Genomic DNA, 17,472 nt, shown 5'->3' with positions numbered 1-17,472 from the left:
TCATCGCACGTACGGGCTTCCGCCCGGGCGGGGATCAGACGACTCCGACCGCTCGCGACGGTCCCGGCGCCGGGCGGGGCAACGGCCGGAGCCCGGGCGGGGGAAGGGCTCCCCTGCCCGGGCTCCGGTGCGGTCGCGACGCCCGGACGCCTCAGTGGCGGGCCGGCATCCATCCCGTCTGGACGAGCTGGCCGCTGCGGCGCCGGGTGTGGAAGTACCCTCGGCCCGCAGGCAGTTGCGACGGTGAGATGCTGCCGAGCAGCGCGCCCTCGGACCGGTCGCCGGCGAGGACCAGGCCCTGTGCACCCAGCTCCTTCATCCGCTGCATCACCGGCTCGTACAGGGCGCGACTGGCGCCGCCGGAGGAGCGGGCCAGGATGACGCGCAGGCCCACGTCTCGTGCGAACGGCAGGTACTCCAGCAGCGGCATCAGCGGGTTCTGCCCCGTGGCCACCAGGTCGTAGTCGTCGATGACGACGAAGGCGTCCGGGCTGTCGTACCAGCTGCGGTTGCGCAGCTGCTCCGGGGTCACGTCCGGTCCGGGCATGCGCCGCGACATCGAACCTGCCAGGCCCTCCAGCGTCTCCTGGAGCGCCGGCGCCGCCGCGCAGTACCGCGACAGGTGGGCCTCGGGGACGCCCTGGAGGTGCGCACGCCGGTAGTCGCCGACGACGATCTTCGCCTGGTCCGGCGAGTACCGCTCGGTGATCTGGTGGATGAGCAGCCGCAGCAGCGCGCTCTTCCCGGACTCGCTCTCCCCGAAGACAACGAACAGCGGGTCCGTCTCGAAGTTGACGAAGACCGGCGCGAGCGAGGACTCGTCGATGCCGAAGGCGACGCCGTAGTCCGGGTAGTCGGAGCCCTTCGGCAGCCGGGCCGCGTCCAGCAGGGTGGGCAGCAGCCGCACGGACGGCGCCGGTTCCCCGGTCCAGTGCTCGTTGACGGCGTGGATGGTCTGCCGGGTCGCGTCCGAGAGGTCCTCCACGGTGGAGGAGCCGTCGATGCGCGGCAGCGCCGTCATCAGGTGCAGCTTGTCCGGGCTCAGGCCGCGGCCGGGCATGCCTGCGGGCACGTTCGCCGCGATCTTCCGATCGATCTCCGACTCCGACGGGTCACCGAGCCGCAGTTCGACGCGGTTCTGCAGCAGGTCCTTCAACGCCGGCCGCACCTCGGTGTAGCGGGCCGCGGTGAGGACGAGGTGGACACCGAAGCCGAGACCGCGGGTGGCGATGTCGGTGATGTCGGCCTCGAGCATGTCGTAGTCGTTCTTGAACGTCGCCCAGCCGTCGACGACGAGGAAGACGTCGCCCCACTTCTGGTCCGGCAGCTGGCCCGCGGCCCGCCGCTGGCGGTAGGTGGTGATCGAGTCGACGTTGTTGGAGCGGAAGTACTCCTCGCGCTCGTTGAGGATGCCCACGACCTCGCTGACCGTACGGCGGACCTTCTCGCCGTCCAGACGGTTGGCGACGCCGCCTACGTGGTGCAGCTCCTCCATCGCCAGCAGCGAGCCGCCGCCGAAGTCGAGGCAGTAGAACTGCACTTCGGCGGGCGTGTGGGTGAGTCCGAAGGACGTGATCATGGTCCGCAGCAGCGTCGACTTCCCGGACTGCGGACCACCGATGAACAGGCCGTGACCGGCCGCTCCGGAGAAGTCGCGGTACAGCACGTCGCGGCGCTGCTCGAACGGCTTGTCCAGCAGCGCGACCGGCACCGTGAGGCGGCCCAGTGCCGTGTAGTCGGGTGCGGTGAGGCCGCGTTCCTGCGTCGCCGCGAGGGATGGCAGCAGCTGGTCGATGGACGGCGCCTCGTCCAGTGGCGGCAGCCACACCTGGTGCGCCGAAGGGCCCTGGCCGACCATCTTCTGCACGATCACGTCGAGCACGGTGTCCGCGAGCGCGTCGTCCACCTGGTCGGAGGTGTCCTCCACCTCCGGCTCGGGCAGCACGGGCAGCGCCACCGGGGTGGCGGTGAACAGCGCCGAACGGGTCTGCGCGGAGCGGCTGACCTGCGTCGGGCCGGCTGCGCGGTAGACGCCGGACACGTAGGCGGCCTTGAACTGCACCATGGTCTCGGTGTCGTACTTCAGGAAGCCCGCGCCCGGCACGTTCGGCAGGTGGTACGCGTCCGGCACGCCGATCGCGGTGCGCGACTCGGCGGCGGAGAAGGTCCGCAGACCGATGCGGTAGGACAGGAAGGTGTCCAGGCCGCGCAGCTTGCCCTCCTCCAGGCGCTGCGAGGCGAGCAGCATGTGAACACCCAGCGAACGGCCGATGCGGCCGATCTGGATGAACATCTCGATGAAGTCGGGCTTGGCGGCCAGCAGTTCGCTGAACTCGTCGATGATCAGGACGAGGGACGGCATCGGGTCCAGCGCCGCGCCGGCGGCACGCGCCTTCTCGTAGTCCGTGATGTTGGCGTAGTTGCCCGCCTTGCGCAGCAGTTCCTGCCGGCGGTTGAGCTCACCGGTGATCGCGTCGCGCATGCGGTCGACGAGGGTGAGTTCGTCGGCCAGGTTGGTGATGACGGCCGAGGTGTGCGGCATGTCGGCCATGCCGGTGAACGTCGCGCCGCCCTTGAAGTCGGCGAGGATGAAGTTCAGCGTCTCCGACGAGTGCGTCACGGCCAGGCCCAGCACGAGGGTGCGCAACAATTCCGACTTGCCGGAACCGGTCGCGCCGACGCACAGGCCGTGCGGGCCCATGCCCTCCTGCGATGCCTCCTTGATGTCCAGCATCACCGGCTCGCCCTCGCCGCCGATGCCGATCGGCACCCGCAGCCGCTCGTGCAGCGAACGCGGCCGCCAGGTGCGGGCCACGTCGACCGAGCCGGCGTCGCCGATGCCCATCAGGTCGGTGAAGTCCAGGTTGGACAGCAGCGGTTCGCCCTCCTCGCCGCTGCCCATGCGGAACGGCGCCATCTGTCTGGCCAGCGCCTCCGCCTGCTCGTAGCTGAGCAGGTCGGGCCGTCCCGAGTACGCCGACTCGCGGCCGACGTACAGATCCAGCGCCTTCTCCCGCACGTGCACGGTGAGGCCGCCCGACATCTGGTCGTCGAGGGAGCCGGGGGCCACCTCGAGGAAGGTGACGCCCTGGAGGCCCTCCGCGCCCGCGAGCGCCGAGTCCGGCGGGATGGACCCTCCGTCGAGGATCACCACCAGGTGCGCCTGGTCCGAGACGGGGGCGCCGTCCCGGGTCCAGCGGGCGCGGCCCTCGAGCTGGCTCGACAGCGAGTCCTCCAGCTGCCCGAGGTCGTCGAAGAACAGCCGCGCCTGGCCGGCTCCGTCGGCCTGCGACGGGTGCTGCGCGTGCGGCAGCCACTTCGTCCAGTCCCACTCGGCCATCGACCCCGGGTGGGAGACGACCGCGACCATCAGCTCCTCGGGGGAGTGCAGCGACGTCAGCTGGCCGACGGCCGCGCGCACGTTCCCGTACACCTCGTCCGTGGTGCCGGTGACGACCACGTGGTAGAAGGCGCGGAGACTGACCGCGATGGGGAGATCCGGAAGGGAACGGTGAATGTCCAGAAAGGACTTCATCGCCTCGGCGGTAAGCGGCTCGAGTTCTTCCTTGGGAGCCGTTTCCGGGGCGACGAGCGGGGTGTTGAGCTGCTGCCAGCCGGTGCCGATGCGGACCGAGGAGAAGTCGTTGTCGGCCGGGCGCCGTTCCCAGAGCCGTTTCGCGTCACCGACGATCGCCCACAACTGGTCGGGATCGGGGTGCTGGTAGAGCTGCGCGTGCCGCTGCGTCTCGGCCGTCTTGCGCACGTCCTTGCGCACCTGGTCGAGATAACGGAAGTAGTCCCTCCGTTCCTGCGGCATCTGGGCGCGCCCCCCGCGCCGGGCTTTCACGAACTGCGCGACCGCCATGGCGATCGTCGAGAAGAGCATGAGCCCGCCGACGACCTTCATGTACGCCTGATCGCTGATGAAGAAGAACGCGACGGAACCGCCCATGCCCATGACCGGCAGGAGATTCATCCAGACGTCCTGGTCGCCTTCCCGCGGAATTTCCGGAGGCGATTCGAGCCGGACTTCCCCCTCTGGCACGGTCGGCGGCATGACCCGTGGCTGCCGCTTCACGATGACCACACTCACCGATACATCAATCCTTCACGATAGATTCGCAATTGCGCACCGATGCCCCCGCCTCTGCAACAGCTACCGGTCATGCAGGCGTTGATCCTAGCGGGTGAGCAGGGGCCCTCCGGGAGGAGTGACCGCCCACCGGGGGCGGTAAGGTGACCCGCGCTCTCTCCCCGAGAAGATTTTGCGGCGAGGGGCATGGGGCGGTTCAACAAGCGCCCGAGTTGTCGTGATTCAACGAGTCGCCGGACACCGCGCACCGACGTGCCGGATACCGCGTACCGAGCAAGGGGGAATATCAAGGTGGCCACGACCGCAGCGACCGGCTTCTGCCGCGTCACGGTAGTAGCTCCCGGCGGGCGGATCGATGTCGCGCTGCCCGAGGGGGTGCCGCTCAGCGACGTCTATCCGGAGATCGCCCGGCTTTCCGGCGGCGCGGCCGAGGGGTCACTGTCGGGCTACCACCTGGTCCGCCGCGACGGAGGGGTGCTCGAGGCGGGCCTCTCGCTCGCCGGCAACGGCATCCGCGACGGCGAGGTGCTGCTGCTGCGCCCCTTCGCCGACTCGCTTCCCGCCGCCGTGTTCGACGACGTCAGCGACGCCGTGGCCTCCGCGGTCCGCAGCGACCGCACGCTGTGGAACGAGAAGCTGATGCGCATCGCCGGACTCACCGGCGGCGGCGTCCTCCTCGTCCTCATGGCCTTCGCGCTCTGGTTCGCCGACCCGGTCAAGCACGACATGCACGGCCTGCCGGGCATCATCGCCGCGGCGGCCGGTGTGCTGCTGGTCGCGCTCGCCTGCGTCCGCGCCCGCGTCTACGACGACCGTGCCTCGTCCATCGCGCTCGGCCTCGGCGCCATGCCGCACATCATGATCGCCGGCTCCGGGGCCCTGCCTCTCGGCGAGGGAGACGGCATCGGCCGTCTCCAGTTCCTCCTCGGCTGCGTCGCCGTGCTGCTCGCCTCCGTCGTGCTGATCGCCATCACCCCCAGCGGCGACGGGCCGTTCGTCTCCGCCGCCGTCGCGGCGGCCGTCGGCAGCCTCATCACCTTCATCGCGATCCTGTCGGACATCGAGCCGGTGGAGGCCGCCGCCATCGCCGCGCCCCTCGCCGTCGGCACCATCGCCTTCCTGCCCGGACTCTCCGCACGCTTCGCACGCCTCCCCGTCGGCTTCGAGCCGCGCGCCGGCGGTCCCGGCGCGTCCGACCGCGAGGGTGGCCGCGAGATCCAGGGCCCGATCGACGGCGAACGCATCGCCACCCAGGCGCGCCGCGGCCATGAACTTCTCGTCGGTCTGGTCGGCGGCTTCTGCGCCGTGGTCATCGGGGCCGCGTCGGTGCTCGGCTTCTCCGACGACGGCTGGGCGCAGCTCCTGGCACTGGCCACCGGCCTGGCGATGCTGCTCCGCGCCCGCCTCTTCCGCTACACCTCTCAGGTCTCCTGCGCCCTGGTCGCCGGCCTCGGCGCCCTGGCACTGCTCGCCTTGGGCCTCTCCCTGAACCCGCCGACCGAGCTGGTCCGCGACATGCTCCTGGGCGACAGCACCGGCATGGACTTCCGCACGATTTGGATCGCCGCCTCCATCGCGGCCGCCGCGGCGCTGGTCACGGCCATCGGCCTGATCATCCCCCGTACCGGCCTCTCCCCGTTCTGGGGCCGTTTCATGGAGATCTCCGAGACCTTCGTGCTGCTCACACTGATCCCGCTGTGCCTCGCGGTGCACGACGTGTACAGCGAGATGCGCGGTCTCATCGGCTGACCCGCCACCTGCCACCCCGGCGCACGACGGACCTCCGCCCGGTCCCCTGCCCACGCCGCACGGCGTGGGCAGGGGGGCGGGTGGAGGCGTCCACGACCGCTGGTAAGCTGACCGGGCCTGTCGAGTGACCGAAGACTCCCTGTGCAGTAGACCGGGGACGCTCGGCGGCCCAACCCATGAGGAGTACGCGTGTCGTCTCTCGACGCTGCCCGGAAGAAGTCCATCATGTCCGAGTTCGCCACCAAGGAGGGTGACACCGGCTCCCCCGAGGTCCAGGTGGCCCTGCTCTCCGCGCGCATCTCGGACCTCACCGAGCACCTGAAGGCCCACAAGCACGACCACCACTCCCGCCGTGGCCTGCTGCTCCTGGTCGGCCAGCGCCGCCGCCTGCTGCAGTACCTGGCGAAGAAGGACATCCAGCGGTTCCGTGCCCTGGTCGACCGCCTCGGCATCCGCCGCGGCGCGGCCGGCGCCGCCCGCTAGCAGCGGAATACAGGGGAGCGGTTCCCGCGACACGGGAGCCGCTCCCCTCGCGTATCTCGTGTGGGGCGGAAGGTGAGTAACCTGGTCCCACAACCACACAGCACAACCGCACGACCCGAGTAAGGCCGGGCGCGTCCCACGACGCCGGTCCTCGGTAGTGGCCCCCGGACACAGTGACGCACAGCGCGCCGCACGGATCCGGGTGCTTCGATCGAAGACCGGCACCGCCCAGGGAGCGTCCGCAGACGGTCCGCCGCCACACGGGCGACGGACGCAGACGAGGAGATATCCCTGGTGGAGAACGAGACCCACTACGCCGAGGCTGTCATCGACAACGGCTCCTTCGGCACCCGCACCATCCGCTTCGAGACGGGCCGCCTGGCCAAGCAGGCCGCCGGCTCCGCCGTGGCGTACCTGGACGACGACACCATGGTGCTGTCGGCCACCAGCGCTTCCAAGAACCCGAAGGACCAGCTCGACTTCTTCCCGCTGACGGTGGACGTCGAGGAGCGGATGTACTCCGCGGGCAAGATCCCCGGTTCCTTCTTCCGGCGCGAGGGCCGGCCCAGCGAGGACGCCGTCCTCACCTGCCGCCTCATCGACCGGCCGCTGCGCCCCTCCTTCAAGAAGGGCCTGCGAAACGAGATCCAGATCGTCGAGACGATCATGGCGCTCAACCCCGACCACCTGTACGACGTGGTCGCCATCAACGCCGCCTCCTGCTCCACGCAGCTGGCCGGCCTGCCCTTCTCCGGACCGATCGGTGGCACCCGCGTCGCCCTGATCAACGGCCAGTGGGTGGCGTTCCCCACGCACACCGAGCTGGAGGACGCCGTCTTCGACATGGTCGTCGCCGGCCGTGTGCTGCCCGACGGCGACGTCGCGGTGATGATGGTCGAGGCCGAGGCCACCGACAAGACCTTCGAGCTGGTCAAGGGCGGTGCCGAGGCTCCCACCGAGGAGATCGTGGCCGCCGGCCTGGAAGCCGCGAAGCCCTTCATCAAGGTGCTGTGCCGCGCGCAGTCCGACCTCGCCGCCAAGGCTGCCAAGCCGACCGGTGAGTTCCCGATCTTCCTGGACCACCAGGACGACGTCCTCGAGGCCCTCACCTCCGCCGTCAAGGACGAGCTCTCGCAGGCGCTCACCATCGCCGGCAAGCAGGAGCGCGAGGCCGAACTGGACCGCGTCAAGGGTCTGGCCGCCGAGAAGCTGCTGCCGCAGTTCGAGGGGCGCGAGAAGGAGATCTCGGCCGCCTACCGGACGCTGACCAAGTCCCTGGTGCGCGAGCGCGTCATCAAGGAGAAGAAGCGCATCGACGGTCGCGGCGTCACGGACATCCGAACGCTGGCCGCCGAGGTCGAGGCGATCCCGCGGGTGCACGGTTCGGCGCTGTTCGAGCGCGGCGAGACCCAGATCCTGGGCGTCACCACGCTGAACATGCTGCGCATGGAGCAGCAGCTGGACACCCTCTCCCCGGTGACCCGCAAGCGCTACATGCACAACTACAACTTCCCGCCCTACTCCGTCGGCGAGACCGGCCGCGTGGGTTCGCCCAAGCGCCGCGAGATCGGCCACGGCGCGCTGGCCGAGCGCGCCATCACGCCGGTGCTGCCGACGCGTGAGGAGTTCCCCTACGCCATCCGGCAGGTCTCCGAGGCGCTCGGCTCCAACGGCTCCACCTCCATGGGCTCCGTCTGCGCCTCCACCATGTCGCTGCTGAACGCCGGTGTGCCGCTCAAGGCCCCCGTCGCCGGTATCGCCATGGGCCTGATCTCGCAGGAGATCGAGGGCGAGACGCACTACGTGACGCTGACCGACATCCTTGGTGCCGAGGACGCCTTCGGTGACATGGACTTCAAGGTCGCCGGCACGCGCAACTTCGTCACCGCGCTGCAGCTGGACACCAAGCTCGACGGCATCCCCGCCTCGGTGCTCGCCGCGGCCCTCAAGCAGGCCCGCGACGCCCGGCTGCACATCCTCGACGTGATGAACGAGGCCATCGACATCCCGGACGAGATGTCGCCGCACGCCCCGCGCGTCATCAGCGTCAAGATCCCGGTGGACAAGATCGGCGAGGTCATCGGCCCCAAGGGCAAGATGATCAACCAGATCCAGGAGGACACCGGCGCCGACATCTCCATCGAGGACGACGGCACCATCTACATCGGTGCCACCGACGGCCCGTCCGCCGAGGCCGCCCGCACCACGATCAACGGCATCGCCAACCCGACGATGCCCGAGGTCGGCGAGCGCTACCTGGGCACGGTCGTCAAGACCACCACCTTCGGTGCCTTCGTCTCCCTGCTCCCCGGCAAGGACGGTCTGCTGCACATCTCGCAGATCCGCAAGATCGTCGGCGGCAAGCGCGTGGAGAACGTCGAGGACGTCCTCGGCGTCGGCCAGAAGGTCCAGGTCGAGATCGCCGAGATCGACCAGCGCGGCAAGCTGTCCCTCATCCCCGTCCTGGAGGACGAGGAGAACGGCTCCGACGACGGTGCGGACGGGAAGGACGACGCCTCCAAGTGACGTTCGACCCCCGCGCGACGGCCCGCCCCTCCACCGAGGGGCGGGCCGTCGCCCGTACATCGACACTCCCGGACGGTGCGACCGCGCCCGGCACCGTCCGGCGCACCGTGCTCCCCGGCGGCCTGCGCGTCGTCACCGAGACGCTGCCGACCGTGCGGTCCGCCACGCTGGGCATCTGGGTGCACGTCGGTTCGCGCGACGAGACCCCCGCCCTGAACGGAGCGACCCACTACCTGGAACACCTGCTGTTCAAGGGCACGCAGCGGCGCTCCGCGCTCGACATCTCCGCCGCGCTGGACGCCGTCGGCGGGGAGATGAACGCCTTCACCGCGAAGGAGTTCACCTGCTACTACGCCCGTGTCCTCGACACCGACCTGCCGCTGGCGATCGACGTCCTCAGCGACATGCTCACCGACTCCGTCATCGACCCCGCCGAGGTGGACGCCGAACGCGGCGTGATCCTCGAGGAGATCGCGATGACCGACGACGACCCCGGCGACTGCGTGCACGACCTCTTCGCCCGCACCATGTTCGGCGACACCCCCCTGGGCCGGCCCGTCCTCGGCACCGTCGACACCGTCAACGGCCTCACCCGCGATCAGATCGCCCGCTTCTACCGGCGGCACTACGACCCCACCCGCCTCGTCGTCGCCGCTGCGGGCAACCTCGACCACGACCTGGTCGTACGCCGCGTCCAGGAGGCCTTCGAACGCTCCGGCGCACTGGCACGTACGGCCGACGCCCAACCCGTCGGCCCCCGCACCGGCGACAAGACCCTGCGCGGAGCCGGCCGCGTCGACGTGCTGGAACGCTCGACCGAGCAGGCTCACTTGGTGCTGGGCATGCCCGGCGTCTCCCGCAACGACGAACGCCGCTGGGCCCTCGGCGTGCTCAGCGCCGCACTCGGCGGCGGCATGAGCTCCCGGCTCTTCCAGGAGATCCGCGAGAAGCGCGGCCTGGCCTACAGCACCTACTCCTACACCTCCGGCTTCGCCGACTGCGGCCTCTTCTCCGTGTACGCCGCCTGCCGCGCGAGCCAGGTGCCGGACGTGCTGAAGATCTGCCGGGACGAACTCGACCAGGTCGCGCGCGACGGACTCACCGACGAGGAGGTGCGCCGCGCCGTCGGCCAGCTCTCCGGGTCGACCGTGCTGGGCCTGGAGGACACCGGCGCGTTGATGCACAGGCTCGGCAAGAGCGAGCTGTGCTGGGGGGAGCAGATGTCCGTGGACGAGATGCTCGCCAGGATCGCCGCCGTCACCCCCGACGACGTGCGGGCCGTCGCCCGCGACGTGCTGACCGCCCGGCCGTCGCTCTCGGCCATCGGCCCGCTCACCGACCGGCAGACCGCCCACCTCCACGACGCGGTCGCCTGACCGCACCCCCTACACCCCCGAGGACTTGGAAGACGCATGAGCACGCTGCGGGTCGCCGTCATCGGCGCCAAGGGAAAGATGGGCTCCGAGGCCGTCAAGGCGGTCCGGAACGCCGACGACATGGACCTGGTCGCCGCCGTCGACCGTGACGACGACCTGGCCGCCCTCACCGACGCCGGGACACAGGTCGCCATCGACCTCACCCACCCGGACGCCGTCATGGGCAACCTCGACTTCCTCGTCCGTCACGGCATCCACGGCGTCGTCGGCACCACCGGCTGGACCGACGAACGCCTCGAGGCGGTGCGCGCCCGGCTGGCCGAGTCCCCGGACACTGGTGTGCTCATCGCACCGAACTTCGGCATCGGCGCCGTGCTCACCATGCGCTTCGCCCAGCAGGCGGCACGCTTCTTCGAGTCCGTCGAGGTCGTCGAACTGCACCACCCCAACAAAGCCGACGCCCCCAGCGGCACCGCCGTACGCACCGCGCAGCTCATCGCCGACGCCCGCCGCGAGGCAGGCTGCGCACCGCAGCCCGACGCGACGTCCACCACCCTGGAAGGCGCCCGCGGCGCCGACGTCGACGGCGTGCCGGTGCACGCCGTCCGCCTGCGCGGCCTGGTCGCCCACCAGGAGGTCCTGTTCGGCGACGAGGGCGAGATCTTTACGCTGCGGCACGACTCCATGAACCGCGGCTCGTTCATGCCGGGCGTGCTCCTGGGCGTGCGGCGCGTGGTCTCCGCGCCGGGCCTGACGTACGGGCTCGACGCGTTCATGGACCTGGACTGAGCCCGTGCGCGCCCGCCTCACCTACTTCACCCTCGCCGCCGTCCTGGTCGTCTACTTCGTCCTCGTCGGCGGCCGGGGCGTGGCGCTGATCCGGCAGGGCAGGGCGATCACCGTGGCGTTCGGCCTCGCGGTCCTGGCGCTGCCCGCGATCGGCCTGTGGTTCCTCTGGCACACCACGCGCTTCGCGCGCTCCGCCAATCGGCTGGCGCGTGAACTGGAGGCGGAGGGCGGACTGCCCGAGGACGAACTGCGCCGCACCCCCAGCGGACGCATCGACCGGGACTCCGCCGACGCGGTCTTCACCCGCCGCAAGGCCGAGGCCGAGGCCGAGCCCGGCAACTGGCGCACCTGGTTCCGGCTCGCCGTCGCCTACCACGACGCCCGCGACACCCCCCGGGCCCGCAAGGCCATGCAGCGCGCCATCGCCCTGCACGACGGCCGCGCCCCGCGCGAAGGCTGACCCGGCGGAAGCGGAAGCCGCGCCGTGCGATAGGAACACCTACCGAGGTCATCCGCCGGTGGCCTGCGACGACAGGAGGACGCACATGACCGAGGCCGGACAGCCGACCGCATCCCCGACCCAGCTGCCGCTCGTCTGCGGCGTCGTCGGCGGTGGGCGGATGGGCGCCGGGATCGCCCACGCCCTGCTGCTCGCCGGCAGCGAAGTGACCCTCCTGGAACGAGACAAGGAGGCCGCCGACGCCGCAGCCGCACGCGTCGAGCGGGCCCTGCGGGCGAGTGCCGACCGCGGCAAGATCGACGACCCGGCCGAGCCGCTGAGCCGGCTCCGCACCGTCACCGCGCACGCCGACCTGGCCGGCAGCGGGCTCGTCGTCGAGGCGGTACCGGAGGACCTCGACCTGAAGCTGACGACGTTGCGCGCGGTTGAGGACGCCGTCGCCGCGGACACGGTCATCGCGTCCAACACCAGCAGCATCTCCCTGGACACCCTCGCCCAGGCGCTCGCCCGCCCGGAGCGCATGCTGGGCCTGCACTTCTTCAATCCCGTGCCCGCGAGCAAGCTGGTCGAGGTGGTCCTCGCGCCGTCCACCGCCGACGGTCTCCGCGAGCGCGCGGTCGCCTGGGTGGAGCAGCTGCGCAAGACGGCCGTCGTGGTGCAGGACGCACCGGGGTTCGCCAGCAGCCGCCTCGGCGTCGCCCTCGGTCTGGAGGCCATCCGCATGGTGGAGTCCGGCGTCGCCTCCGCCGAGGACGTGGACGCCGCCATGACTCTCGGATACGGCCACCCGACCGGGCCGCTCAAGCTCACCGACATCGTCGGCCTCGACGTCCGCCTCGGCATCGCCCGTTACCTGGAGCGGGAACTCGGCCCGCGCTTCGCGCCGCCTGCGCTGCTGGTGGAGAAGGTGGAGGCCGGCCACCTGGGCCGCAAGAGCGGCCGCGGCTTCTACGACTGGTCCCGGGAGGGCTGACCGCCGCGACGCGCAGGAGGCCCCGGCCGGTTCGCCCGGCCGGGGCCTCCTGCGCATGCCGAGACCGGCGGCGGGCGGCGACTCAGCGCGCTCCGTGCTCGCCCTGCACCCCGCGCGCCTCCGCCGACCAGCCCTCTATGACGTCGGCGGCCCGGTCGAACGCCTCCGGACGGTTCAGGAAGTCCGCGTTGTGCGTGGTGAGCTGGGTCCGCAGAGCCGAACCGCCGCGCGTCCGCTCGACCACCAGCGCCTGCCCCTGCACGGTCCGCGGTAGCCCCAGCCACTTCACCGGCTGCTGCGCGGTGCGCACCGCGGACACCTCCGCCCAGGGGAGCGTCACGGTGTACAGCGGCCCGACCTGACGCAGCCCGGCGTCGCTCACCCATACGCCCATCCGCAGCGCGCGCAGCGCCGCGGCCGTCATCAGCGCAGCCACCGCGGCGAAGGCAGCAGCGCCGGTGAGCTGCCCCGCCACGGCGAGGATGACCGCGGAGATCAGCACGTACGAGGTGAGCAGCAGCACTACTGCCGCGCCCGCGACCCGCCACGGACCGAGACGGTACGGGCGCCGCCAGCGTGCGCGCTCTTCGTGCGGGAGCGGACGGTCGGCATCGTGTGCGGGGACGACCGGGGCGTGGTCGGCCGTCAGGAAGTTCAGGGGCACGGCGGTTCCTCGGTCGCGGTCGGTCGGGGCATGCCCGGTGAGACTAGCGAGACCGCGCCGCGTGAACCACCTCGGGCCGTGGGCCGTGTCCACGGATGCCCGCATTGTCGGTGGCGGCCCGTAGGCTGAGCGCCGCCGCGAACGCGACGCAACTGGCGCAGCGATGCAGCGGCGCAGCGATGCAAGAACCTGGAAGGAACGCCGGTGTCCGAAGCCGACAGCAGCACAGCCGCCAGCCCCCGCTTCCGCAGCGACATGACCGTCGAGCTGGTGAAGCACAGCGCGTCCGACACCGACGTGCTGTGGGCCGCACGGGTCTCCACTGCCGGCGAGCAGTCCCTCGACGAGCTGACGAAGGACCCCGAGCGGTCCAAAGGGCTCATCAACTACCTCATGCGCGACCGGCACGGCAGTCCGTTCGAGCACAACTCGATGACCTTCTTCGTCAGTGCGCCACTCTTCGTCTTCCGCGAGTTCCACCGTCATAGGGTCGGATGGTCATACAACGAGGAGTCGGGAAGGTACCGGCAGTTGGAGCCGGTCTTCTACGTGCCGGACGAGGCGCGGAAGCTCGTGCAGCAGGGCCGTCCGGGCAAGTACGAGTTCGTGGAGGGTTCGCCCGAGCAGCTCAAGCTGGTCGAGGGTGCGATGACCGCGTCGTACCAGCAGGCGTACACGGCCTACCTGGAGATGCTCGACGCCGGTGTCGCCCGTGAGGTGGCGCGCGCCGTACTGCCGGTCGGGTTGTACTCCTCGATGTACGCGACGTGCAACGCCCGCTCACTGATGCACTTCCTCGGCCTGCGCACCCGGCACGAGCTGGCAAAGACGCCCTCGTTCCCGCAGCGGGAGATCGAAATGGTGGCGGAGTCGATGGAGGCGCGGTGGGCCGAGCTGATGCCGCTCACCCATGCGGCCTTCAACAAGAACGGCCGGGTGGCGCCCTGACGCCGCCGGGGGGACACGCCGACCGGGTGAGACCGCGGCATCGGGGCCGGTGTCGGAGCGGGGCATCGCCCGAGAGGTCGACTGTGTCCGTATTGCACCGTTTCGCGAAGTTCCTCTAGGGTGGTTGGACGGACCCGGCACTGCCTGAACCCCCGAGCAGGCAGTGCCGGTGTCCTCTCCGAGAGCCCCGAGGGAGCGACCAGGCGTCCCCTGCGAGTAGCGTGGGACCCATGGCTCCGACCTCCACACCGCAGACGCCCTTCGGGCGGGTCCTGACCGCCATGGTCACGCCGTTCAGCGCGGACGGCGCGCTCGACGTCGACGGCGCCCAGCGGCTCGCCGCCCACCTGGTCGACGCCGGCAACGACGGGCTGATCGTCAACGGCACCACCGGTGAGTCCCCGACCACCAGCGATGCGGAGAAATCCCAGCTCGTCCGTGCGGTCGTGGAGGCCGTCGGAGACCGTGCCCACGTCGTCGCCGGAGCCGGTACCAACGACACCGCGCACAGCCTCAAGCTCGCCCGCGAGGCCGAGCATGCCGGCGCACATGGGTTGCTCGCGGTCACTCCGTACTACAGCAAGCCGCCGCAGGAGGGGCTCTACCGCCACTTCACCGCGATCGCCGACGCCACCGAGCTGCCGGTGATGCTCTACGACATCCCCGGCCGCAGCGGCGTCCCCATCAACACCGAGACGATCGTCCGGCTCGCCGAGCACCCGCGCATCGTGGCCAACAAGGACGCCAAGGGCGACCTCGGCCGCGCCAGCTGGGCCATCGCCACCAGCGGCCTCGCCTGGTACAGCGGCGACGACATGCTCAACCTGCCGCTGCTTTCCGTCGGCGCCATCGGTTACGTCTCCGTCGTGGGCCATGTGGTGGCCCCGGAGCTGCGCGCGATGCTGGAGGCCCATCTCAGCGGCGACGTCGTCAAGGCGACGGAGATCCACCAGAAGCTGCTCCCGGTCTTCACCGGCATGTTCCGCACCCAGGGTGTGATCACCTGCAAGGCCGCCTTGGCTCTCCAGGGCCTGCCGGCCGGATCGCTGCGCATGCCGCTGGTGGAGCTGTCGCCCGAGGAGACCGAGCAGCTCAGGCTCGACCTCGCCGCCGGCGGGGTACACCTCTAGACACGCACTTCACAACTGCATACCGCACAAGTGCATACCGAGAACACAGGCAAGTGAACACATGTCGCTCGCGCCACGTGCCCTCGCGGGGTGCGTGGCGCGAGTGGTGAGGAGAGTCTTTTGAGTCATCCGCACCCCGAGCTCGGCCCGCCGCCGAAACTCGCCAAGGGTGGCCTGCGCGTCACCCCGCTCGGCGGCCTGGGCGAGATCGGCCGCAACATGACCGTCTTCGAGTACGGCGGCCGCCTGCTCATCGTCGACTGCGGTGTCCTCTTCCCCGAGGAGGAGCAGCCGGGCATCGACCTGATCCTCCCGGACTTCAGCTCGATCCGCGACCGGCTCGACCAGGTGGAGGGCATCGTCCTCACCCACGGTCACGAGGACCACATCGGCGCCGTTCCGTACCTGCTGCGGGAGAAGCCGGACATCCCGCTGATCGGCTCCAAGCTGACCCTCGCGCTGATCGAGGCGAAGCTCCAGGAACACCGCATCCGCCCCTACACCCTCGAGGTACGGGAGGGGCACCGGGAACGCATCGGCCCGTTCGACTGCGAATTCGTCTCGGTGAACCACTCCATCCCGGACGCCCTCGCGGTCGCGGTACGCACCCCCGCGGGCATGGTGGTGCACACCGGCGACTTCAAGATGGACCAGCTGCCGCTGGACGGTCGGCTCACCGACCTGCGGGCCTTCGCGCGCCTGGGAGAGGAGGGCATCGACCTGCTGCTGTCCGACTCCACGAACGCCGAGGTGCCGGGCTTCGTCCCCCCTGAGCGGGACATCTCCCAGGTGCTCCGCCAGGTCTTCGCCGGTGCACAGAAGCGCATCATCGTGGCGAGCTTCGCCTCGCACGTGCACCGCATCCAGCAGATCCTCGATGCCGCGCACGAGCACGGCCGACGGGTCGCTTTCGTGGGTCGTTCGATGGTCCGCAACATGGGGATCGCCCGCGACCTCGGCTACCTGAACATCCCGGTCGGCCTCGTTGTGGATGTGAAGACGCTGGACGACCTGCCGGACGACGAGGTGGTGCTCGTCTGCACGGGCTCCCAGGGCGAGCCCATGGCCGCGCTCTCCCGGATGGCGAACCGCGACCACCAGATCCGCATCGTCGACGGCGACACCGTCATCCTGGCGTCGTCCCTGATCCCGGGCAACGAGAACGCGGTCTACCGGGTCATCAACGGTCTGACCCGTTGGGGTGCCAACGTCGTGCACAAGGGCAACGCCAAGGTCCACGTCTCCGGGCACGCTTCGGCGGGCGAGCTGCTGTACTTCTACAACATCTGCAGGCCGAAGAACCTGATGCCGGTGCACGGGGAGTGGCGCCATCTGCGGGCCAACGCCGAGCTGGGCGCGCTCACCGGCGTTCCCCGGGACCGGGTGGTCATCGCCGAGGACGGTGTCGTCGTCGACCTCGTGGACGGCAAGGCGAAGATCAGCGGCAAGGTCCAGGCCGGGTACGTCTACGTGGACGGCCTGTCGGTCGGGGACGTCACGGAGTCCTCGTTGAAGGACCGCCGCATCCTCGGCGACGAGGGCATCATCTCCATCTTCGTGGTGGTCGACAGCAGCACCGGAAAGATTGTCGGCGGGCCGCACCTTCAGTCGCGGGGCTCGGGCATCGACGACAAGGACTTCAGCGCGGTGACGCCGAAGATCGACGAGGCGCTGGCCAAGGCGGCGCAGGACGGCGTCGCGGAGCCGCACCAGCTTCAGCAGCTGGTGCGCCGCGCGGTGGGCCGTTGGGTCTCCGACACCTACCGTCGGCGCCCGATGATCCTCCCGGTCGTCGTGGAGGTCTGACGTCCAACGACGGGCGGGGCGCCTCGATTTGCATCCGGGCGCCCCGCTCCAGTACGTTTACGGCTCCACCGCAACGGGCACCGGGAACAGACCCGGTGGAAGGTTGCAACCAGGGAATCGGACCGGGAAATCGGAACGAAAAGCTCTGGTAGGGTGGAAAACACCGAAGGGAAGCGCCCGGAGGAGCCTGTGAAAGGGTTCCGATGAAAGCGTCCGTTCCTTGAGAACTCAACAGCGTGCCAAAAGTCAACGCCAGATATGTTGATACCCCGTCCCCCTGTTTTGTGGGGGCGTGGTTCCTTTGAAACACAACAGCGAGGACGCTGTGGATCGTCGGGTTATTCCTCCGGCGGTTCCGCTCTCGTGATGTGTCGACCCGGATATCCGGGAAGCATTCACGGAGAGTTTGATCCTGGCTCAGGACGAACGCTGGCGGCGTGCTTAACACATGCAAGTCGAACGATGAAGCCGCTTC

12 protein-coding genes and 1 rRNA gene (1 of these 13 running past the window's edge) are annotated in these 17,472 nt (G+C 70.1%); 11 read left to right on the top strand and 2 right to left on the bottom strand.

All coding sequences use genetic code 11. From position 1 onward, the window contains the following. Nucleotides 1-151: 151 nt before the first annotated feature. Entirely contained in the window at nt 152-4,093 is a 3,942-nt protein-coding gene (eccCa, locus tag E4198_RS05110) for a type VII secretion protein EccCa (protein ID WP_136182115.1), read from the bottom strand. A gap of 291 nt (nt 4,094-4,384) precedes the next feature. On the opposite strand from eccCa, the gene eccD reads away from it, so the two are divergent. The 7 genes from eccD (at nt 4,385) to E4198_RS05075 (ending at nt 12,449) form a co-directional block, all read left to right on the top strand. After that, a complete protein-coding gene (eccD, locus tag E4198_RS05105; protein ID WP_247597562.1) occupies nt 4,385-5,842 on the top strand; it encodes a type VII secretion integral membrane protein EccD in 1,458 nt (485 codons plus the stop codon). A gap of 189 nt (nt 5,843-6,031) precedes the next feature. Then, nucleotides 6,032-6,325, top strand: a complete 294-nt coding sequence (gene rpsO / locus E4198_RS05100) for a 30S ribosomal protein S15 (RefSeq protein WP_027763953.1) — start codon at nt 6,032-6,034, stop codon at nt 6,323-6,325. Nucleotides 6,326-6,619: 294 nt separating this feature from the next. After that, nucleotides 6,620-8,851 (top strand): polyribonucleotide nucleotidyltransferase, encoded by a 2,232-nt coding sequence (locus tag E4198_RS05095; RefSeq protein WP_136182113.1) that lies wholly within the window; start codon nt 6,620-6,622, stop codon nt 8,849-8,851. Next, nucleotides 8,848-10,227 carry a pitrilysin family protein gene (locus E4198_RS05090; RefSeq protein ID WP_136182112.1) on the top strand — a complete coding sequence of 460 codons (1,380 nt, stop codon included), beginning with the start codon at nt 8,848-8,850 and terminating at the stop codon, nt 10,225-10,227. The genes E4198_RS05095 and E4198_RS05090 overlap by 4 nt, the downstream gene beginning before the upstream one ends. A 36-nt stretch (nt 10,228-10,263) precedes the next feature. Then, nucleotides 10,264-11,016, top strand: a complete 753-nt coding sequence (gene dapB, locus E4198_RS05085) for a 4-hydroxy-tetrahydrodipicolinate reductase (RefSeq protein ID WP_136182111.1) — start codon at nt 10,264-10,266, stop codon at nt 11,014-11,016. Nucleotides 11,017-11,020: 4 nt separating this feature from the next. Next, nucleotides 11,021-11,476: a hypothetical protein gene (locus E4198_RS05080; protein ID WP_136182110.1), complete on the top strand. Its 456-nt coding sequence runs from the start codon at nt 11,021-11,023 to the stop codon at nt 11,474-11,476. 85 nt (nt 11,477-11,561) lie between these two features. Then, nucleotides 11,562-12,449 carry a 3-hydroxyacyl-CoA dehydrogenase family protein gene (locus tag E4198_RS05075; RefSeq protein ID WP_136182109.1) on the top strand — a complete coding sequence of 296 codons (888 nt, stop codon included), beginning with the start codon at nt 11,562-11,564 and terminating at the stop codon, nt 12,447-12,449. Between the two features lie 82 nt (nt 12,450-12,531). On the opposite strand, the gene E4198_RS05070 is transcribed toward E4198_RS05075, so the two are convergent. Continuing rightward, nucleotides 12,532-13,113 (bottom strand): hypothetical protein, encoded by a 582-nt coding sequence (locus tag E4198_RS05070; protein ID WP_136182108.1) that lies wholly within the window; start codon nt 13,111-13,113, stop codon nt 12,532-12,534. Between the two features lie 255 nt (nt 13,114-13,368). Between E4198_RS05070 and thyX the strand changes: the two genes are divergently transcribed. The 4 genes from thyX to E4198_RS05050 form a co-directional block, all read left to right on the top strand. Then, nucleotides 13,369-14,061 (top strand): FAD-dependent thymidylate synthase, encoded by a 693-nt coding sequence (gene thyX / locus E4198_RS05065; protein WP_136185190.1) that lies wholly within the window; start codon nt 13,369-13,371, stop codon nt 14,059-14,061. A 230-nt stretch (nt 14,062-14,291) separates the two neighbouring features. Further along, nucleotides 14,292-15,191, top strand: coding sequence for a 4-hydroxy-tetrahydrodipicolinate synthase (gene dapA / locus E4198_RS05060; protein ID WP_136182107.1), 900 nt, complete (start codon nt 14,292-14,294; stop codon nt 15,189-15,191). Nucleotides 15,192-15,311: 120 nt separating this feature from the next. Further along, a complete protein-coding gene (locus tag E4198_RS05055; RefSeq protein WP_136182106.1) occupies nt 15,312-16,997 on the top strand; it encodes a ribonuclease J in 1,686 nt (561 codons plus the stop codon). Nucleotides 16,998-17,391: 394 nt separating this feature from the next. Continuing rightward, nucleotides 17,392-17,472: ribosomal RNA gene (locus E4198_RS05050) — 16S ribosomal RNA — on the top strand (it continues 1,448 nt past the right edge of the window).

This window comes from Streptomyces sp. RKND-216 (genome assembly GCF_004795255.1).
Lineage (GTDB): Bacteria > Actinomycetota > Actinomycetes > Streptomycetales > Streptomycetaceae > Streptomyces > Streptomyces hazeniae.
Note: the sequence above shows the minus strand (reverse complement) of the source record. Positions and strands in the feature narration are given on the sequence as shown.

Coding starts and splice junctions, on each gene's coding strand:
- dapB (WP_136182111.1), top strand. CDS start 10,264: ATGAGCACGCTGCGGGTCGCCGTCATCGGCGCCAAGGGAAAGATGGGC.
- E4198_RS05075 (WP_136182109.1), top strand. CDS start 11,562: ATGACCGAGGCCGGACAGCCGACCGCATCCCCGACCCAGCTGCCGCTC.
- thyX (WP_136185190.1), top strand. CDS start 13,369: ATGACCGTCGAGCTGGTGAAGCACAGCGCGTCCGACACCGACGTGCTG.
- dapA (WP_136182107.1), top strand. CDS start 14,292: ATGGCTCCGACCTCCACACCGCAGACGCCCTTCGGGCGGGTCCTGACC.